The organism is Pseudomonas machongensis, assembly GCF_034961125.1.
Taxonomy (GTDB): Bacteria; Pseudomonadota; Gammaproteobacteria; order Pseudomonadales; family Pseudomonadaceae; genus Aquipseudomonas; species Aquipseudomonas machongensis.
On sequence record NZ_JAYFUI010000180.1, the window covers coordinates 63,518 to 82,285 of the forward strand.

The 18,768-nt window shown below is 63.1% G+C and carries 19 protein-coding genes; all 19 read left to right on the top strand.

The features are described 5' to 3' along the window. Positions 1-35: 35 nt before the first annotated feature. Positions 36-392 carry a flagellar protein FlaG gene (locus tag VA602_RS16265; protein ID WP_153774594.1) on the top strand — a complete coding sequence of 119 codons (357 nt, stop codon included), beginning with the start codon at positions 36-38 and terminating at the stop codon, positions 390-392. A gap of 79 nt (positions 393-471) precedes the next feature. Beyond that, a complete protein-coding gene (fliD, locus tag VA602_RS16270; protein WP_153774593.1) occupies positions 472-1,878 on the top strand; it encodes a flagellar filament capping protein FliD in 1,407 nt (468 codons plus the stop codon). A 132-nt stretch (positions 1,879-2,010) separates the two neighbouring features. Continuing rightward, entirely contained in the window at positions 2,011-2,406 is a 396-nt protein-coding gene (gene fliS, locus VA602_RS16275) for a flagellar export chaperone FliS (RefSeq protein WP_054891888.1), read from the top strand. A gap of 15 nt (positions 2,407-2,421) precedes the next feature. Then, complete coding sequence (fliT, locus tag VA602_RS16280) at positions 2,422-2,718, top strand: flagellar protein FliT (RefSeq protein ID WP_054891887.1); 297 nt, start codon at positions 2,422-2,424, stop codon at positions 2,716-2,718. A 169-nt stretch (positions 2,719-2,887) separates the two neighbouring features. Continuing rightward, positions 2,888-4,363 carry a transcriptional regulator FleQ gene (gene fleQ / locus VA602_RS16285; RefSeq protein ID WP_054891886.1) on the top strand — a complete coding sequence of 492 codons (1,476 nt, stop codon included), beginning with the start codon at positions 2,888-2,890 and terminating at the stop codon, positions 4,361-4,363. Positions 4,364-4,505: 142 nt separating this feature from the next. Beyond that, positions 4,506-5,723 carry a sensor histidine kinase gene (locus VA602_RS16290; RefSeq protein WP_323453707.1) on the top strand — a complete coding sequence of 406 codons (1,218 nt, stop codon included), beginning with the start codon at positions 4,506-4,508 and terminating at the stop codon, positions 5,721-5,723. Then, a complete protein-coding gene (locus tag VA602_RS16295) occupies positions 5,720-7,093 on the top strand; it encodes a sigma-54-dependent transcriptional regulator (RefSeq protein ID WP_323453708.1) in 1,374 nt (457 codons plus the stop codon). The genes VA602_RS16290 and VA602_RS16295 overlap by 4 nt, the downstream gene beginning before the upstream one ends. A gap of 105 nt (positions 7,094-7,198) precedes the next feature. Beyond that, entirely contained in the window at positions 7,199-7,531 is a 333-nt protein-coding gene (gene fliE, locus VA602_RS16300) for a flagellar hook-basal body complex protein FliE (RefSeq protein WP_054891884.1), read from the top strand. Positions 7,532-7,545: 14 nt separating this feature from the next. Continuing rightward, entirely contained in the window at positions 7,546-9,321 is a 1,776-nt protein-coding gene (gene fliF / locus VA602_RS16305; protein ID WP_323453709.1) for a flagellar basal-body MS-ring/collar protein FliF, read from the top strand. Next, positions 9,314-10,333 (top strand): flagellar motor switch protein FliG, encoded by a 1,020-nt coding sequence (gene fliG / locus VA602_RS16310; RefSeq protein ID WP_054891882.1) that lies wholly within the window; start codon positions 9,314-9,316, stop codon positions 10,331-10,333. Before fliF ends, fliG begins: the two co-directional genes overlap by 8 nt. Positions 10,334-10,495: 162 nt before the next feature. Beyond that, complete coding sequence (gene fliH / locus VA602_RS16315; protein WP_153774590.1) at positions 10,496-11,254, top strand: flagellar assembly protein FliH; 759 nt, start codon at positions 10,496-10,498, stop codon at positions 11,252-11,254. Then, positions 11,244-12,602 (top strand): flagellar protein export ATPase FliI, encoded by a 1,359-nt coding sequence (fliI, locus tag VA602_RS16320; RefSeq protein ID WP_054891880.1) that lies wholly within the window; start codon positions 11,244-11,246, stop codon positions 12,600-12,602. The genes fliH and fliI overlap by 11 nt, the downstream gene beginning before the upstream one ends. Before the next feature lie 6 nt (positions 12,603-12,608). Continuing rightward, positions 12,609-13,067, top strand: a complete 459-nt coding sequence (gene fliJ, locus VA602_RS16325; RefSeq protein WP_054891879.1) for a flagellar export protein FliJ — start codon at positions 12,609-12,611, stop codon at positions 13,065-13,067. A gap of 87 nt (positions 13,068-13,154) precedes the next feature. Then, entirely contained in the window at positions 13,155-13,460 is a 306-nt protein-coding gene (locus tag VA602_RS16330) for an STAS domain-containing protein (protein ID WP_054891878.1), read from the top strand. 8 nt (positions 13,461-13,468) lie between these two features. Then, a complete protein-coding gene (locus VA602_RS16335) occupies positions 13,469-15,160 on the top strand; it encodes a fused response regulator/phosphatase (protein WP_323453710.1) in 1,692 nt (563 codons plus the stop codon). Positions 15,161-15,209: 49 nt separating this feature from the next. Next, positions 15,210-15,557 carry an Hpt domain-containing protein gene (locus VA602_RS16340; RefSeq protein WP_054891876.1) on the top strand — a complete coding sequence of 116 codons (348 nt, stop codon included), beginning with the start codon at positions 15,210-15,212 and terminating at the stop codon, positions 15,555-15,557. 72 nt (positions 15,558-15,629) lie between these two features. Then, entirely contained in the window at positions 15,630-17,024 is a 1,395-nt protein-coding gene (locus VA602_RS16345; RefSeq protein ID WP_323453711.1) for a flagellar hook-length control protein FliK, read from the top strand. Between the two features lie 259 nt (positions 17,025-17,283). Next, positions 17,284-17,781 (top strand): flagellar basal body-associated protein FliL, encoded by a 498-nt coding sequence (gene fliL, locus VA602_RS16350; RefSeq protein ID WP_054891874.1) that lies wholly within the window; start codon positions 17,284-17,286, stop codon positions 17,779-17,781. 11 nt (positions 17,782-17,792) lie between these two features. Continuing rightward, positions 17,793-18,761 carry a flagellar motor switch protein FliM gene (fliM, locus tag VA602_RS16355; RefSeq protein WP_054891873.1) on the top strand — a complete coding sequence of 323 codons (969 nt, stop codon included), beginning with the start codon at positions 17,793-17,795 and terminating at the stop codon, positions 18,759-18,761. The last annotated feature ends 7 nt before the right edge of the window (positions 18,762-18,768 follow it).

Genomic DNA, 18,768 nt, shown 5'->3' on the forward strand with positions numbered 1-18,768 from the left:
GCGCTCCCCCGCCTTTTCATTACGAGGTGGTGGACATGGACATGAGCGTCAAGCTGAACCTGTCTTATCCGGCCGCACGCTCGGCCGAGCAGGTTGCCGACAAGCCGGTCTCGCGGCCGTTGGAAGCATCCGCTGAGGGTGGCAAGAAGGACGCGGTCAAGGTGCACGACACTGACAACGTCAAGAAAGCCGTCTCGCAGATCGAGCAATTCCTGAAAGAAACCCGACGTAATCTTGAATTTTCCACGGATGAAGAATCCGGCAAGATTGTCGTCAAGGTCATCGCCAGCGAAACCGGCGAGCTGATCCGTCAGATTCCCTCCGAGGAGGCCCTGCGGATCGCCGAAAGCCTGCGCGATGTCAAAAGTGTACTGTTCAACGCCAAGGTCTGACCGGCGGCGAGCATTGCGCGTTACGAATCATGCCGGCCTTGCAGGAGCGAGGCGGGCGCGTTGAAGAGAGGGGCAGGACATGGCAGCAATTACTCCTAGCACAGGCGTGGGCTACGGCCTCGAGATCAGCAAGATCGTCGATGCCTTGGTGAAGTCCGATACTTCGGCCAAGTCCAACCAGATTGCTCGGCAGTCGAGCAATAACTCGGCGATCCTCTCGGGCATTGGCTCCCTGCGTAGCGCTCTCACGGCGTTCCAGGACGCCATGAAGAAGCTCAACGACAAGGATGCGCCTTCCTTCAACGCCTTTGCCGGTACGTCCGCCAACGAAAGCGTGGTCAAGATCAAGACCACCAACAGTGCGGTTGCCGGTACCTACGATATCCGGGTAAGCCAACTGGCCACTGGCTCCAAGGTCGCCAGCCAGCAGTTCGCCGGAGGGGGAACCTCAGCGATCAGCGAAGGTGAGCTGACCATCAGCCAGAACGGCAAGACCTACAAGGTCAATGTTGCTGCCGGTTCCACGCTGCAAAGCGTGCGCGACCAGATCAACAAGGAACTGGGCAAGGAAGGCATCACCGCCAACGTCGTCAACGAGGCGGGCGGTTCGCGTCTGGTGTTCGGCTCTACCACGACCGGCAAGGGCAGTGACATTTCCGTTGGCGGTATCCCCGAACTTACCATTGATGGCACGCAGAAGATGGTGGGTGCGGGGGGCGGCTTTATCGACGCCTTGGCACAGGATGCCGAGTTCTCCGTCGACGGTTTGAAGCTGACCAGTTCCAAGAACGTCGTCGACAACGCGGTCAGTGGCCTGAGCCTCGAACTTACCGGCACCACGTCGCCCACTGCCACGACCGGGGTCAAGGTGAGTGTGACGCTCGATAACGATGGCCTGAAGAAATCGGTTCAGTCGTTTGTCGATGCTTACAACACCCTGCGCAAGGCTGTTACCGCCCTGACGACACCGACCAAGGACTCTTCCGGTAACGTGACCAGCCTGGGCCCGTTGACCAACGATCCGACCACGCGCTCGTTGCTGAGCGACATCGGCAAGGTGGTCGCCGAAGCCGGTTCTGGCACCCAGCTCAATACCCTCAGCCAGCTGGGTATCAACACCCAGAAAGACGGCACGCTTGAGTTCAACAGCACCAAGTTCACCGCTGCACTGAACGACAAGAAGCTTGGCTCGGAGATTCAGGGGTTGTTCACGGCCGACGGTGGCGTTTTCGACCGGATGACCAAGGCCCTCGATCCCTACGTCAAGACCGGCGGTTCGCTGGATTCGCGCAAGTCGGCGCTCGACAAGGTGACCAAGAACCTGCAGGACCAGCAGGCTGCGCTGGACCGCCGTACCGAGCTGCTGACCACCTCGCTGACCAAGAAGTACGCAGCGCTCGACACCGCCCTGGGCCTGATGAAGAAGCAGGGCGAGCAGATCGTCTCGATCTTCGATGCGATGAATGCCCAGGCCAAGAAAGGCTGATCGCTAAGCGGCGACAAAAGCCCGGTGACACCTTGCAGGTGTCCCGGGCTTTGTGTTTCATGGCTAAAGTTTTTTGACGAGCTGGCGATACAGCAGGTATACGCAACCTTTTCGCTGCAATGAGGTAGTTCCATGAACCCGATGTTGGCCCTTCGGCAGTACCAGAAAGTCAACGGTGCTGCGCAGACTTCCGAAGCCAGTCCGCACCGTCTGGTGCAGATGCTGATGCAGGGCGGTCTTGACCGAATGGCCCAGGCCAAGGGCGCCATCGCGCGCAAGGACGTCGCCCAGAAGGGCATTCTGATCGGCAAGGCCATCGACATCATTGGCGGCCTGCGCGAAGGGCTGGATCTGGAGAATCACGCCGACAGCCTGACCGACCTCGACAACCTGTACCAGTACATGAGCCGTCGCCTGATCGAAGCCAACGTCCACAGTGACCCGGCGATCATCGACGAAGTGGCGCGCCTGCTGATCACGGTCAAGGAAGGCTGGGACGCCATCGGCGAACAGGTGCCGGCAGAGTAATTCCAGGAGGCGCACATGAGCGAAGTGATTGCACGTATCGAAGAGACCCGCGATGCCTTGCTGGCAGCGTTCGCTGAGCGCGACTGGGATGCGGTGGGCAAGCTCGACCTGGCATGTCGCGTGTGCGTTGAGGATATCCTGGCCGAAGCGCAGGAAAACGATGCACAGGTCAGGAGCAGTCTGGATGAATTGCTGGCGGTGTATCGGCAATTGATTGAATTTGCAAGTGGTGAACGTCAATCGATAGTCGACGAGATGACGCAGATCCGTCAGGCAAAAAACGCGACAAAGGTATACCATCTGTTCAGCTGATCGCTGGGCAATGCAAGAAGCTGCGCGCCATTAATTTGACTGTGTGCTGTTTTTTGACTTAACTAGTGGCTGTTTTCGAAATTTCAGACGTCCGAACACTGACCATTTCAGTCGGAATGATGTCGAGCACGCCTGCGGGCGCCGATATGACTAGGGAAGTTAGTATTGAATGTGGCGTGAAACCAAGATCCTCCTGATCGATGACGACAGCGAACGCCGCCGCGATCTGGCGGTGGTCCTGAATTTTCTCGGCGAAGAGAACCTCTCCTGCTCCAGTGCGGACTGGCAGCAGTCGGTAGAGGCGTTGTCTTCGAGCAGGGAAGTCCTGTGTGTGCTGATCGGGGCTGTGAATGCACCGGCAAGTGTCCTGGGCCTGCTTAAGACAGTGGCTGCGTGGGATGAGTTCCTTCCAGTTCTGCTTCTAGGTGAAATTTCTTCTGCCGAGTTCCCTGAAGACCTGCGCCGGCGCGTGCTGTCCAACCTGGAGATGCCGCCCAGCTATAGCCAGTTGCTCGATTCGCTGCACCGTGCCCAGGTCTACCGTGAGATGTACGACCAGGCGCGCGAGCGCGGTCGTCAGCGCGAACCCAACCTGTTCCGCAGCCTGGTTGGCACCAGCCGTGCGATCCAGCATGTGCGGCAGATGATGCAGCAGGTGGCCGACACCGATGCCAGCGTGCTGATCCTCGGTGAGTCCGGCACGGGCAAGGAAGTGGTCGCGCGCAACCTGCACTATCACTCCAAGCGCCGTGAAGCGCCTTTCGTGCCGGTCAATTGCGGGGCGATCCCTGCCGAGCTGCTCGAAAGCGAGCTGTTCGGACACGAGAAGGGCGCCTTCACCGGGGCGATCACCAGCCGTGCGGGGCGTTTCGAACTGGCCAACGGCGGTACCCTGTTCCTCGACGAGATCGGCGACATGCCGTTGCCGATGCAGGTCAAGCTGCTGCGCGTGCTGCAGGAGCGTACCTTCGAGCGGGTTGGCAGCAACAAGACCCAGAGCATCGACGTGCGCATCATCGCGGCGACCCACAAAAACCTCGAGACCATGATCGAAGAGGGGACCTTCCGCGAAGACCTGTACTATCGCCTGAATGTCTTCCCCATCGAAATGGCGCCGCTGCGCGAGCGTGTCGAGGACATTCCGCTGCTGATGAACGAGCTGATCTCGCGCATGGAGCACGAGAAGCGCGGCTCCATCCGTTTCAACTCGGCCTCGATCATGTCGCTGTGCCGGCATGGCTGGCCGGGCAACGTCCGTGAGCTGGCCAACCTGGTCGAGCGTATGGCGATCATGCATCCGTACGGGGTGATCGGCGTTGCCGAGCTGCCGAAAAAATTCCGCTACGTCGATGACGAAGACGAGCAATTGGTCGACAGCTTGCGCAGCGATCTCGAAGAGCGCGTGGCGATCAACGGCCATGCGCCGAACTTCTCCAGCCACGCCATGCTGCCGCCGGAAGGCCTGGACCTGAAGGACTATCTCGGCAGCCTTGAGCAGGGGCTGATCCAGCAAGCTCTGGACGACGCCAACGGTATCGTTGCCCGCGCCGCCGAGCGCCTGCGCATCCGTCGAACCACGCTTGTCGAGAAGATGCGCAAGTACGGCATGAGTCGCCAGGGCGGCGAAGACCAGGCCGAAGACTGAAGCCCGGCCCTTTGCAGGCGCAACCTCGCGTTGCGCCTGCAAAGGGCTGGCGTGTTTTCAGAAACCCCATCCCCGGCACGGCTATTGCTACACCGCAGGCAAAGTACCGTTTTTATGACGGTCAGCCATGCGAGAGAGCACGATGCCCCAGGCCGCCCACATCTCCCGAGCCCCTGAGCAGCAGGGACGCACCCCGGTCGAACAGGAAAGTCGACAGGGGCTTGAGCAGGCGTTCGCCCTGTTCAACCAGGTTTCCTCCCAGCTCAGTGAGTCGTACAACATGCTCGAGGCCCGCGTCAGCGAGCTCAAGGGCGAGCTGGAGGTGGTCAGCGCACAGCGCATGGCCGAGCTGGGTGAAAAGGAGCGTCTGGCCAACCGCCTGCAGCATTTGCTGGATCTGCTGCCTGGCGGGGTGATCGTCATCGACGGCCAGGGCTATGTGCGCGAAGCCAACCCTGCCGCCTGTGAGTTGCTCGGTGCGCCGTTGGTCGGTGAACTCTGGCGCCAGGTCATCGCTCGCAGCTTCGCGCCGCGAGAGGATGACGGCCACGAGGTGTCGCTGCGTGACGGTCGACGCTTGTCCATTGCCACCCGTTCGCTGGATGCCGAGCCCGGTCAGTTGGTGCTGCTCAACGACCTGACCGAAACCCGTCGCCTGCAGGGGCAACTGGCGCGTCACGAGCGTCTGTCGTCGTTGGGGCGCATGGTTGCCTCGCTGGCGCATCAGAGTCGCACGCCCCTGTCGGCGGCCATGCTCTATGCCAGCCATCTGGCCGACGACCAGGGCGGCCTGGCTCTGGAAACCCGTCAGCGCTTCGCCGGCAGTCTGAAGGAGCGTCTGCACGAGCTGGAGCATCAGGTGCGCGACATGCTGGTGTTCGCCCGTGGCGAGTTGCCGCTCAATGACCGGCTGACCCCAAAGGCATTGTTCCAGGCGCTGCAACAGGCTGCGCAGTCCCATGTGCAGGGGCATGCGGTGCGCTGGCAGTGCGATACGCACTTGGGCGAGTTGCTGTGCAATCGCGACACCCTGGTTGGCGCCTTGCTCAATCTGATCGAGAACGCGCTGCAGGCAAGCTCGGAGCCCGCGCGCCTGAAAGTACACCTCTTGCGTCGGGGGCAGAGCCTGCACCTGTGCGTCAGTGATGCTGGCAGCGGGATCGACGCGCAGCTGCTGGCGCGCCTGGGCGAGCCGTTCCTGACTACCAAGGCCACCGGCACCGGCCTCGGCCTGGCGGTGGTCAAGGCGGTGGTCAAGGCGCATCAGGGCAGTCTTGAGCTGCGCTCGAAAGTCGGGCGTGGCACTTGCGTGCGGGTGGTGCTGCCGCTGATCGACGGGCAATCGACGGAGGTGCAGTGATGGTCAAGGTTTTGTTGGTCGAGGACGATCGTGCCTTGCGCCAGGCATTGGGCGATACCCTGGAGATCGGCGGGTTCGACTACCGCGCCGTGGGTAGTGCAGAAGAGGCGCTGGACGCCGTGGCCGAAGAGGCCTTCGGGTTGGTGGTCAGTGATGTGAACATGCCGGGGATGGATGGCCATCAACTGCTTGCGCAACTGCGTCGTCACCACCCGCAACTGCCCGTGCTGCTGATGACTGCGCACGCTGCAGTGGAGCGTGCGGTGGAGGCGATGCGTCAGGGCGCTGCCGACTACCTGGTCAAGCCGTTCGAACCCAAGGCGTTGCTGAGTCTGGTCGATCGTCATGCCGCGGGGCACCTGGGTGCCGAAGAGGAGGGGCCGGTGGCCAGTGAGCCGGCCAGTCGGCAGTTGCTCGAGCTGGCTGCCCGCGTGGCGCGCAGCGAATCCACGGTGTTGATCTCGGGTGAGTCGGGTACCGGCAAGGAAGTCCTGGCGCGTTACATCCATCAGCGCTCGGCGCGCGCCGCGCAGCCGTTCGTGGCGATCAACTGTGCGGCGATTCCGGACAACATGCTCGAAGCGACGCTGTTCGGTCACGAAAAAGGCGCGTTCACCGGTGCCATCGCGGCCCAGGCGGGCAAGTTCGAGCAAGCCGATGGCGGCACCTTGTTGCTCGACGAGATTTCCGAAATGCCACTGGGCCTGCAGGCCAAGCTGCTGCGCGTGCTGCAGGAGCGGGAGGTCGAGCGGGTCGGCGGGCGCAAGCCGATCACCCTGGACATTCGCGTGCTGGCCACCACCAACCGTGACCTGGCTGGCGAAGTCGCTGCCGGGCGCTTCCGTGAAGACCTGTACTACCGCCTTTCGGTCTTCCCGCTGGCCTGGCGCCCACTGCGCGAGCGCAGCGCCGATATCCTGCCGCTGGCCGAGCGCCTGCTGGCCAAGCATGTCGGCAAGATGAAGCATGCGCCGGTTCGCCTGTCGGCCGAAGCGCGGGCATGCCTGCAGGCGCACGCATGGCCTGGCAACGTGCGCGAGCTGGACAACGCGCTGCAGCGAGCGCTGATCCTGCAGCAGGGTGGGGTGATCGAGGCGGCGGATTTCTGTCTGGCGGGCGCCATTCCCTTGTCACCACTAAGCAGTGATATCACTGAGCCATCATCGCTCGAATCGGCTTCTGAGTCCAGTGGCCTGGGCGACGATATGCGTCGTCATGAATTCCAGATGATCATCGATACCTTGCGCGCCGAACGTGGGCGTCGCAAGGAGGCTGCCGAACGGCTGGGCATCAGCCCGCGTACGCTGCGCTACAAGCTGGCGCAGATGCGCGATGCGGGGATGGATGTCGAGGCCAGCCTGTACGGGTAAGTGCCTTTGCGGAGCGACTTTGCGAAGGCTGGCACCTTTGTTGCTTTAACCGTTTTACCCGCTGCATCAGTGTCAAAAAAATGCGGCCGCCGGAGAGAGAAGTTCATGAGCCAAGGTGTTGAATTCAATCGTCTGATGTTGGACATGCGCGCGATGCAGGCCGATGCCATGTCGCTGCCCAAGGTCGCCGCTGCGCCTGAGCTCGCCCCGGGCCAGAGCAGCTTTGCCGACATGCTCGGCCAGGCCATCAACAAGGTCAGCGATACCCAGCAGGCATCGAGCCAGTTGGCCAACGCCTTCGAGATCGGCAAGAGCGGTGTCGACCTCACCGACGTGATGATCGCCTCGCAGAAGGCCAGCGTGTCGTTCCAGGCCCTGACCCAAGTGCGCAACAAACTGGTCCAGGCGTACCAGGACATCATGCAGATGCCGGTTTGAGGACGAATTGAGTCATGGCCGAAGCAGTCGTCGATAACGCCCCCGCCAAGAGTGGCACGCCCGTGGCCAAGCCGCCGCTGTTCGGCATGGCGTTTCTGGAAAACATCTCGCAGATGCCCATGCTGCGTCAGGTCGGCCTGCTGGTCGGGCTGGCTGCCAGCGTGGCCATCGGCTTTGCCGTGGTGCTCTGGTCGCAGCAGCCGGACTACCGTCCGCTGTATGGCAGCCTGGCCGGCATGGACACCAAGCAGGTCATGGAAACCCTGGCCGCCGCTGATATTCCCTACACCGTCGAACCCAATTCCGGCGCGCTGCTGGTCAAGGCCGATGACCTCTCCCGTGCCCGCATGAAACTGGCCGCCGCCGGCGTGGCGCCAAGCGATGGCAACATCGGTTTCGAGATCCTCGACAAGGACCAGGGCCTGGGCACCAGCCAGTTCATGGAGGCGACCCGTTACCGTCGCGGCCTGGAAGGCGAATTGGCGCGTACCATCTCCAGCCTGAACAACATCAAGGCTGCTCGCGTGCACCTGGCCATTCCGAAAAGCTCGGTGTTCGTGCGTGACGAGCGCCGCCCGAGCGCTTCGGTACTGGTCGAAATGTTCCCGGGCCGCAACCTGGAAGCCGGTCAGGTGATGGCCATCGTCAACCTGGTCGCCACCAGCGTGCCGGAGCTGGACAAGTCGCAGGTCACCGTAGTCGACCAGAAGGGCAATCTGCTCTCCGATCAGTTGCAGGACACCTCGCTGACCATGGCCGGCAAGCAGTTCGACTACACCCGCCGCATGGAAGGCCTGCTCACCCAGCGTGTGCACAACATCCTGCAGCCGGTGCTGGGCAACGACCGCTACAAGGCCGAGGTGTCCGCCGACGTCGACTTCAACGCCGTCGAATCCACCTCCGAGCAGTTCAACCCTGACCAGCCGGCGCTGCGCAGCGAGCAGTCGGTCAACGAACAGCGTGCCAGCAGCCAGGGCCCGCAGGGTGTTCCCGGCGCGCTGAGCAACCAGCCGCCAGCCGGTGCTGCTGCACCTGAGAACGCTGCCGGTACCGGTACCCCGGCCGGTGCCATCGCCCCCGGCCAGCCGCTGGTCGATGCCAACGGCCAGCAGATCATGGACCCGGCCACCGGCCAGCCGATGCTTGCACCGTATCCGTCCGACAAGCGCCAGCAGAGCACCAAGAACTTCGAGCTGGACCGCTCCATCAGCCATACCCGCCAGCAGCAAGGTCGCCTGACCCGCCTGTCGGTGGCCGTGGTGGTGGACGATCAGGTCAAGGTCGATGCCAACGGCGAGACCACCCGCGCGCCCTGGGGCGCCGAGGACCTGTCGCGCTTCACTCGCCTGGTGCAGGATGCGGTCGGCTTCGATGCCAGCCGCGGCGACAGCGTGACCGTGATGAACGTGCCGTTCTCCGCCGACCGTGGCGAAGTGCTGGCCGACATCCCGTTCTACTCGCAGCCCTGGTTCTGGGACATCATCAAGCAAGTGCTGGGCGTGGTGTTCATCCTGGTGCTGGTGTTCGGCGTGCTGCGCCCTGTGCTCAACAACATCACCGGTGGCGGCAAGAGCGCGGCCACCGACAGCGACATGGAACTGGGCGGCATGATCGGCCTGGACGGCGAACTGGGCAACGACCGCGTCAGCCTTGGCGGGCCGAGCAGTATCCTGTTGCCAAGCCCGAGCGAAGGCTATGAGGCGCAACTGAACGCAATCAAGGGCCTGGTGGCCGAAGACCCGGGCCGTGTCGCCCAGGTCGTGAAAGAGTGGATCAACGCCGATGAGTGACAACCGAGCCGTTACCGCCAAGCTGAGCCGCGTCGACAAGGCGGCGATTCTCCTGCTGTCCCTGGGCGAGACCGATGCAGCCCAGGTCCTGCGGCACATGGGGCCCAAGGAAGTGCAGCGGGTTGGCGTCGCCATGGCGCAGATGGGCAACGTGCACCGCGAGCAGGTCGAGCAGGTGATGAGCGAGTTCGTCGAGATCGTCGGGGACCAGACCAGCCTGGGTGTCGGCTCCGACGGCTATATCCGCAAGATGCTCAACCAGGCGCTCGGCGAGGACAAGGCCAACGGCCTGATCGACCGCATCCTGCTCGGTGGCAACACCAGCGGCCTGGACAGCCTGAAGTGGATGGAGCCGCGTGCCGTGGCCGATGTCATCCGCTACGAGCACCCGCAGATCCAGGCCATCGTGGTCGCCTACCTCGACCCCGACCAGGCCGGTGAAGTGCTGAGCAATTTCGACCACAAGGTGCGCCTGGACATCGTCCTGCGCGTCTCCTCGTTGAACACCGTGCAGCCGGCGGCACTCAAGGAGCTCAACCAGATCCTCGAGAAGCAGTTCTCGGGCAACTCCAATGCTGCGCGCACCACCCTGGGCGGCATCAAGCGCGCTGCCGACATCATGAACTTCCTCGATAGCTCCGTGGAAGGCCAGCTGATGGATGCGATCCGCGATATCGACAGCGACCTGTCCGAGCAGATCGAAGACCTGATGTTCGTCTTCAACAACCTGGCCGACGTCGACGACCGTGGTATCCAGGCGCTGCTGCGCGAGGTGTCCTCGGACGTGCTGGTGGTCTCGCTCAAGGGCGCGGACGAGAAGGTCAAGGACAAGATCTTCAAGAACATGTCCAAGCGTGCTTCGGAACTGCTGCGCGACGACCTGGAGGCCAAGGGGCCGGTGCGGGTCAGCGATGTGGAAACGGCGCAGAAGGAAATCCTCACCATCGCTCGACGCATGGCCGAGGCCGGCGAGATCGTGCTCGGTGGCAAGGGTGCCGAGGAAATGATCTAAGCGATTTCGCGCACCGTTCTGACTGGCGCTGACCCTGTGGGAGCGGGTTTGCCCGCGAAGGCGCCAGGTCAGGCCACGCGTTGCTCCTGCTGACGCTTTCGCGGGCAAGCCCGCTCCCACAGGGATCGCGTTGGCTGAACATGGTTTCGAGAACATGACAGCATGTCCACCAAAGAACATCCCAGCGACCTGATCCGCGCCCGCGACCTCGAGGGTGTCGATATATGGGCATTGCCCAGCTTCGATCCGGAGCCCGAGCCTGAACCTGAACCTGAGCCCGAGGTGGTCGAGGAAGTCGAGGAAGTGCCGCTGGAGGAAGTCCAGCCGCTGACCCTCGAAGAGCTCGAAGCGATTCGCCAGGAGGCCTACAACGAAGGCTTCGCCACCGGCGAGCGCGAGGGTTTCCACAGCACGCAGCTCAAGGTGCGCCAAGAGGCCGAAGAGGCATTGACGGCCAAGCTGGCGAGCCTGGAGCAATTGATGGCCAACCTGCTCGAGCCCATCGCCGAGCAGGATACCCAGATCGAGAAGTCCCTCGTGCACCTGGTCGCCCATGTCGCCCGTCAGGTGATCGGTCGCGAGTTGGCCAGCGATTCCAGCCAGATCACTCATGTGTTGCGCGAGGCGCTGAAACTGCTGCCGATGGGCGCAGACAATATCCGCATCCACCTCAATCCGCAGGATTTCGAGCTGGCCAAGGCCCTGCGCGAACGCCACGAGGAAAGCTGGAAGCTGCTTGAAGACGAGTCGCTGCTGCCAGGCGGTTGCCGCATCGAGACGGCCCACAGCCGCATCGATGCCACCATGGAAACCCGCATGGAGAAGGCCGTGGCGCAGTTGTTCGAGCAGACCCACGACCAGTCACTGCATCCTGCCGCGCCGGATCTGTCGGTCGACCTGGACAGCCCCGATGCGCCTTGAACGCACCAGTTTCGCCAAGCGCCTGGCCGGCTATGCCGAGGCGGTGAATCTGCCGGAGCAGCCGGTGGTCGAGGGCCGTCTGCTGCGCATGGTCGGCCTCACCCTAGAAGCTGAGGGCTTGCGCGGCGCTGTGGGCAGCCGCTGCATGGTGATCAACGACGACAGCTACCACCCGGTGCAGGTCGAGGCCGAAGTGATGGGCTTTGCGGGCAGCAAGGTCTTTCTCATGCCGGTCGGCAGTATCGCCGGTATCGCCCCCGGTGCGCGGGTTGTGCCGCTGGACGACAGCGGCCGCCTGCCCATGGGCATGAGCATGCTTGGACGGGTGCTCGATGGCGCCGGCCGTGCCCTCGATGGCAAGGGCGGGATGAAGGCCGAGGACTGGGTGCCGCTGGATGGCCCGGTGATCAACCCGCTCAATCGTGATCCGATCAGTCAGCCGCTGGATGTGGGCATCCGCAGTATCAACGGCCTGCTCACTGTCGGTCGCGGCCAGCGCCTGGGTCTGTTCGCCGGTACGGGTGTCGGTAAGTCGGTGCTGCTGGGCATGATGACCCGCTTCACCAAGGCCGACATCATCGTGGTCGGCCTGATCGGCGAGCGGGGCCGCGAGGTGAAGGAGTTCATCGAGCACATCCTTGGCGAGGAAGGGCTCAAGCGCTCGGTGGTGGTCGCTTCGCCGGCCGACGATGCACCGCTGATGCGCCTGCGCGCAGCCATGTATTGCACGCGCATCGCCGAGTATTTCCGCGACAAGGGCAAGAATGTCCTGTTGTTGATGGATTCGTTGACCCGTTTTGCCCAGGCGCAGCGGGAAATCGCCCTGGCCATCGGCGAGCCGCCCGCCACCCGTGGCTATCCGCCGTCGGTCTTCGCCAAGTTGCCCAAGTTGGTCGAGCGCGCGGGTAATGGTGAGGCGGGGGGTGGTTCGATCACTGCGTTCTATACCGTGCTTTCCGAGGGGGATGACCAGCAGGACCCGATCGCCGATTCGGCACGTGGGGTGCTGGACGGACACTTCGTGCTGTCCCGGCGCCTGGCCGAGGAAGGGCATTATCCGGCGATCGACATCGAGGCTTCGATCAGCCGGGTGATGCCGCAGGTGGTGGATGCCGACCATCTGCGCCAGGCGCAGAAGTTCAAGCAACTATGGTCGCGCCTGTCGCAGAGTCGCGACCTGATCAGCGTGGGTGCCTACGTGGCCGGTGGCGATCCGGAAACCGACCTGGCCATTGCCTTGCAGTCCAAGCTGGTGGCGTTCTTGCGCCAGGGGCTGGACGAGAGTGTCGGCATGGCCGAGAGCGGCGAGCAGCTGGGCGCGGTGTTCGCCCCGCCGGCGGGCGGCTGATAGGCCATGGCCCTGCCCAGTCGTGCCGCGCGCCTGTCGCCGGTGGTGGAGATGGCCGAGGAGGCCGAGCGCAAGGCTGTCCAGCGCATGGGTCACTTCCAGCAACTGGTGGCTCAGGCGCAGGCCAAGCTCGCCGAGCTTGAGCGTTTTCGCGAGGACTACCAGTTGCAGTGGATCAACCGCGGCAGCCAGGGCGTTGGCGGCAGTTGGTTGGTCAACTACCAGCGCTTTCTGGGTCAGTTGGAAACGGCCATGACCCAGCAGCGCCAGAGCCTGACCTGGCACCAGAACAACCTCAAGAATGCCCGCGACGCCTGGCAACAGGCCTACGCCCGGGTCGAGGGTCTGCGCAAGCTGGTGCAGCGTTACCTGGACGAAGCCCGCCGGGCCGAAGACAAGCGTGAGCAGAAGCTGCTCGACGAGCTGTCACAGCGCTTGCCCAGGCAGAATCATTTTCCAGGCTGACACCGCTCAAAGCCGCTGCGCTTGCGGCCCAGCCGGGCTGCTGCTAAACCTTCCTGAGTCGTAGCCATCATCGAAGGAATCGCACGCATGGCAGTCGAAACTGATTTTTCACCGGACGAAAAGCAGCTGACGATCAAGGTCAAGGGCCGTTTCGATTTCGGCAAGCATCAGGAATTTCGTGACGCCTACGAGCGCCAGCATCCGGCCCCGGACTCGGTCGTGGTGGATCTCAAGGATGCGACGTACCTGGACAGCTCCGCACTGGGCATGCTGCTGCTGTTGCGCGATCACGCCGGTGGTGACCACTCGGATATCAAAGTGATCAATACCAGTTCTGATGTGCGCAAGATCCTCGCCATTTCCAACTTCGAAAAATTGTTCGACGTCAGCTGAGGCCGTTCATGCCCGCCGAACAGGGATTGAGGGTGCTGATCGCCGAGGACGGTGCCGCGGACCGCTTGCTGCTCGCGCAGATCGTGCGGCGCCAGGGACACGAGGTGGTCACTGCCGAAAACGGCGAGCAGGCCGTTGCGCTGTTCGCCGAACAGAGGCCGGACCTGGTGCTGCTCGACGCCTTGATGCCGGTGATGGATGGATTCGAGGCGGCGCGACGGATCAAGGCCATGGCCGGTGAAGCGCTGATACCGATCATCTTCCTCACCTCGATGAACGAGGAGCAGGGGCTGGTGCGTTGCTTGGAAGCCGGCGGCGACGATTTCATGGCCAAGCCGTATAGCGCAGTGATTCTGGCTGCCAAGATCGGCGCCATGGATCGCCTGCGTCGGCTGCAGGCCACGGTACTGGAGCAGCGCGACGAACTGGCCCGGCATCACCATCACCTGCTCAACGAGCAGCGCGTAGCCAAAGCGGTGTTCGACAAGGTCGCCCATTCCGGTTGCTTGAGAAGCAGCAACATCCGCTACCTGCAGTCGCCCTACGCATTGTTCAACGGCGATCTGCTGCTGGCGGCGTTCGCGCCTTCGGGCGACATGCATGTGCTGCTGGGTGATTTCACCGGTCACGGCCTGCCGGCGGCCGTGGGGGCAATGCCCCTGGCCGAGGTGTTCTATGGCATGACCGCCAAGGGCTATGGTTTGGTCGAGACGCTGCGCGAGATGAACGCCAAGCTCAAGCGCATCCTGCCGGTGGACATGTTCTGTTGCGCGCTGTTGCTGAACCTGAGTTTCGAGCGTGGCACGGTCGAGGTGTGGAACGGTGGCATGCCCGATGGCTATCGTTTGTCGGCCGCCGGCGAGGTGCTGTCGGTGCTGCAATCCCGGCACTTGCCGCTGGGCATCCTGGCGCCCGAGCAGTTCGACGACCGCACCGACATACTGCCGCTGGCAGCGGGGGAGCGATTGTTCCTGCTGTCCGATGGCGTGGTCGATACCAGCGATGCGACGGATCGATTGTTTGGTGTGGAGCGCTTGCGTGAGGTGTTGGCGGCCAACCGCGATCCTGGGCGACTGTTCGATGAAGTGATGCAGGCGCTGGAGCGTTTTGGCGGTGTGCCGCGAGACGACATCAGCCTGTGCGATATCCGCATGGCCGAACCTGGTGGCCTGGCACCTGTGGCGCCGGTGTATTCCGACAGCGGTCGCTCCAGTCCGCTGGATTGGTCGTTGTCGCTGGTGCTGCATGCCGACAGCCTGAAGCGCTTCAACCCGGTACCTTATCTGTTGCAGTTCCTCCAGGAAATCCATGGTCTGCGTCCCAGCAGCGGGGTGTTGCACAGTGTGCTGGGTGAGCTGTATTCCAATGCGCTGGAGCACGGGGTGTTGGGCCTGGACTCACGGCTCAAGCAGGATGCCGAGGGATTTGCCGAGTACTACCGCGAACGCGGTCGGCGCCTGGCCGCGTTGTCCGAGGGCTTCGTGCAGATCGCACTGAGGGTGGAACCCATGGCGGCAGGTGGTCGTCTGACAGTTGAGATCAGCGACAGTGGCACGGGTTTTGATATCGAGAAAGTCTTGGCGCGCCCTGCGTCGGAAAAAGGTTTCAGTGGGCGTGGGCTACAGTTGGTACAGCGCTTGGGCGTCAAGGCTCAATGGCTCGACCAGGGGCGGCGGGCGCGGGTGGAGTTCGGTTGGTGAGCGGCCTCGGCGATTGAGGCATAATCAAGCTTGATCAAGGAGTGAGCAAGTGACACACGAGCATATCGATCAAAAGGTCCTTAGCGACCTGCAGGAGGTCATGGAAGATGGCTATCTGCAGTTGCTGGAAACCTTCCTGGAAGACTCCGAGCGCCGTCTCAGTCAGTTGCACGAGGCCAAGGACGCCAGCGAGTTGGGGATGGCCGCCCACAGCTTCAAGGGCAGCAGCAGCAACATGGGCGCAGTTGGCCTGGCCAGTCTGTGCCAGCAGCTCGAGGAGCGTGTGCGGCAACAGCCTTTGTATGGCATCGAGGACCTGATCAATCGGATCGACCAGGAGTTCGTCGAGGTCCAGCGCTTCTACCGTAGCGAGCGCGAGCGGGTTTCTGCAGGCTGACGGTAAAGCTGGCGCGAGTTTTGCCTGTCTTCACCCAGATTCTATTTCGGTTCACTGGCGTGGAGAGTTTCAATGCCTGTCGCATCCAATCCCTTGTTGCAAGCCGGCCTCGCCAACGCGACCTCGCGGGCGACCAGTCCTGCGGCGGACAAAACCCCGCAAGCACCGGGCAATCAGGGCAGCGGCTTCGACCAGCTGATGGCCCGACAGCAGAGCGACAAGATGCCGGTGCGCAACGACAAGGCCTCTGTGCCGGCGCCCAAGGACAAGCCTGACTTCAATGCCGGCGGCAAGGGCGGCAACGACCGATCTTCGCCGGTTGCCGGTAATGGCAAGAACTTGCCAGCCAACAGCAACAAGGCCGCATTGGCCGCTGACAAGAACAACCAGGGTAGCGACAGCACTCAACAGGCTGGTGACAGTACCCAGCAGGCCTCCAGCGACGCCAATCAGGCAAGCGACTCGAGCTCCCTGGACGCCAGCCTGGTGGCAGGGCAGGTGACCGACGCCCAGGCGGGGGCGCAATTGCTCCAGGCCCAGGCCGAAGCCGTCGCCCCGGTGCTGCAGGCCGCGATCCAGCAGACTGCTGCGCAACCGGTCCCTGAAGAGCTGGCGCCGCCAGTCGCCGAGCAGGCCGACAGCGACTTCGATCCCGAGGCCGACGCCCTGGCGAACATGCCGACCTTGCGCCTGGCGCTCGAGCAGAGCGCCCAGGCCAAAGGCACCACCTCGACGCACGCCTCTGGCCAGGGTGACAAGACCCAGGCCCAGGACGACAGTGCCCAGGCCAACGTCAATACCTTGGCGAACCTGGCGGTCAAGCCTGAGGGTGAATCCGAGCGCGGACAATCACAGCCTGGCGAAAAAGGCTTCTCCGAGCTGTTGTCCAATGGTCTGAAGGACGTCAAGCATGCCGACAGCGACACCCGCGTGGACGACTTCGCCAATCGCCTGGCCAACCTGACCCAGGCCGTCACCGCCAAGACTGCCCATGCCGTACCGCCGACCAATCCGCTGCACCAGCCCCTGGCGATGAATCAGGGGGCCTGGACCGAAGGGTTGGTCAACCGCGTCATGTACCTGTCGAGCCAGAACCTCAAGTCGGCCGACATCCAGCTCGAGCCTGCCGAGCTCGGCCGTTTGGACATTCGCGTCAATGTCGCGTCGGACCAGGCCACCCAGGTGACCTTCATCAGTGGTCACGCCGGCGTGCGCGATGCGCTGGACAGCCAGCTGTACCGACTGCGCGAGCTGTTCGCCCAGCAGGGGCTGGCCCAGCCTGACGTCAACGTCGCCGACCAGTCGCGTCAGCAACAGCAGCAGGCCCAGCAGGGTGGATCGAATCTGTCTGGTGTCGCTGCGCGTCGCGCCGGGGAGGCGGGCGAGGACGGTGAGCTGGCCGATGCTTCGCGGCCGGTGGAGCAGCAGGTGGTGATCGGCGACAGTGCGGTCGATTACTACGCCTGATCATTCGGGGCTGCGTCTGACACCGGTGCGGGCTTTTGTGAGCAACTGTCTTGCTCAAAATCTAGAAGCCAGCCCAAATCACTGTGGGAGCGGGCTTGCCCGCGAAAAATACACCGCGCTACCTGGCACGGGCTACGCCCGTGTTCGCGGGCAAGCCCGCTCCTACCACCTCCTCAAGCCCGCTCGGCCAAATCTGGCATAACACTTGCTCAGCCACGTCATCCTTTCTTGAAACCCCGATGGACGACGGATTATTGGCATGGCGAAGAGCGACGCAGTCAAAGACCCCGCCACTAAAGGCAAACTGAAGCTGATCCTGCTGCTGGTGCTGGCCTTGCTGCTGGCCGTGGGCCTGTCGGTGGGCGCCACCTGGTTCATCATGCACAAGAGCGAGCCTGCACCTGCGGCCGACCCTGCCGTGGCCAGCGTCAAGCAAGCGGCGATCTACGAGCCCCTGGCGCCGGCCTTCGTGGTCAATTTCAACCAGAACGGCCGCCAGCGCTACATGCAGGTGAGCATTACCCTGCAGGGCCGCAACCAGGCGGACCTCGATGCGCTGAAAGTGCACATGCCGGTGATTCGCAACAATCTGGTGATGATGTTCTCCGGGCAAGGCTTCGACAGCCTGGCCAGCAGTGCCGTGGGCCAGGAAATGCTGCGCCAGAAGGCCACTGCGGTGGTCCAGGAAGTGGCGCAGAAGGAAGTCGGCAAGCCGGTCATCGACCAGTTGCTGTTCACCAATTTCGTATTGCAGTAGGAGCACACTCGATGGCCGTGCAGGACCTGCTGTCCCAGGATGAGATCGATGCCCTGCTGCATGGGGTCGACGATGGGCTGGTACAGACCGAGAGCGCTGCCGAACCCGGTGGCGTCAAGAGCTACGACCTGACCAGCCAGGACCGGATCGTCCGCGGTCGCATGCCGACCCTGGAGATGATCAACGAGCGCTTCGCCCGTTACACCCGCATCAGCATGTTCAACCTGCTGCGTCGCTCCGCCGACGTGGCGGTGGGCGGCGTGCAGGTGATGAAGTTCGGCGAGTACGTGCATTCGCTGTACGTGCCGACCAGCCTCAACCTGGTCAAGATCAAGCCGCTGCGCGGCACCTCGCTGTTCATCCTCGACGCCAAGCTGGTGTTCAAGCTGGTGGACAACTTCTTCGGTGGCGACGGTCGCCACGCCAAGATCGAAGGCCGTGAGTTCACCCCGACCGAGCTGCGTGTGGTGCGCATGGTCCTGGACCAGTGCTTCGTCGACCTCAAGGAAGCCTGGCAGGCGATCATGCCGGTGAACTTCGAATACATGAACTCCGAGGTCAACCCGGCCATGGCCAACATCGTCGGGCCCAGCGAGGCGGTGGTGGTCTCGACCTTCCACATCGAGCTCGATGGCGGCGGCGGCGACCTGCACGTGACCATGCCGTATTCGATGATCGAACCGGTGCGCGAGATGCTCGATGCCGGTTTCCAGTCCGACCTGGACGACCAGGACGAGCGTTGGGTCAAGGCCCTGCGCGAGGACGTGCTGGACGTCAATGTGCCGCTCTCGGCCACCGTTGCCCGTCGTCAGCTCAAGCTGCGCGACATCCTGCACATGCAGCCGGGCGATGTGATTCCGGTAGAGCTGCCCGAACACCTGGTACTGCGCGCCAACGGCGTGCCGTCGTTCAAGGCGCGTCTGGGCTCGCACAAGGGCACCCTGTCGCTGCAGATCATCGACCCGATCGAGCGCCGCTGACGGCGAG

Coding starts and splice junctions, on each gene's coding strand:
- VA602_RS16265 (WP_153774594.1), top strand. CDS start 36: ATGGACATGAGCGTCAAGCTGAACCTGTCTTATCCGGCCGCACGCTCG.
- fliD (WP_153774593.1), top strand. CDS start 472: ATGGCAGCAATTACTCCTAGCACAGGCGTGGGCTACGGCCTCGAGATC.
- fliS (WP_054891888.1), top strand. CDS start 2,011: ATGAACCCGATGTTGGCCCTTCGGCAGTACCAGAAAGTCAACGGTGCT.
- fliT (WP_054891887.1), top strand. CDS start 2,422: ATGAGCGAAGTGATTGCACGTATCGAAGAGACCCGCGATGCCTTGCTG.
- fleQ (WP_054891886.1), top strand. CDS start 2,888: ATGTGGCGTGAAACCAAGATCCTCCTGATCGATGACGACAGCGAACGC.
- VA602_RS16290 (WP_323453707.1), top strand. CDS start 4,506: ATGCCCCAGGCCGCCCACATCTCCCGAGCCCCTGAGCAGCAGGGACGC.
- fliE (WP_054891884.1), top strand. CDS start 7,199: ATGAGCCAAGGTGTTGAATTCAATCGTCTGATGTTGGACATGCGCGCG.
- fliF (WP_323453709.1), top strand. CDS start 7,546: ATGGCCGAAGCAGTCGTCGATAACGCCCCCGCCAAGAGTGGCACGCCC.
- fliG (WP_054891882.1), top strand. CDS start 9,314: ATGAGTGACAACCGAGCCGTTACCGCCAAGCTGAGCCGCGTCGACAAG.
- fliH (WP_153774590.1), top strand. CDS start 10,496: ATGTCCACCAAAGAACATCCCAGCGACCTGATCCGCGCCCGCGACCTC.
- fliI (WP_054891880.1), top strand. CDS start 11,244: ATGCGCCTTGAACGCACCAGTTTCGCCAAGCGCCTGGCCGGCTATGCC.
- fliJ (WP_054891879.1), top strand. CDS start 12,609: ATGGCCCTGCCCAGTCGTGCCGCGCGCCTGTCGCCGGTGGTGGAGATG.
- VA602_RS16330 (WP_054891878.1), top strand. CDS start 13,155: ATGGCAGTCGAAACTGATTTTTCACCGGACGAAAAGCAGCTGACGATC.
- VA602_RS16335 (WP_323453710.1), top strand. CDS start 13,469: ATGCCCGCCGAACAGGGATTGAGGGTGCTGATCGCCGAGGACGGTGCC.
- VA602_RS16345 (WP_323453711.1), top strand. CDS start 15,630: ATGCCTGTCGCATCCAATCCCTTGTTGCAAGCCGGCCTCGCCAACGCG.
- fliL (WP_054891874.1), top strand. CDS start 17,284: ATGGCGAAGAGCGACGCAGTCAAAGACCCCGCCACTAAAGGCAAACTG.
- fliM (WP_054891873.1), top strand. CDS start 17,793: ATGGCCGTGCAGGACCTGCTGTCCCAGGATGAGATCGATGCCCTGCTG.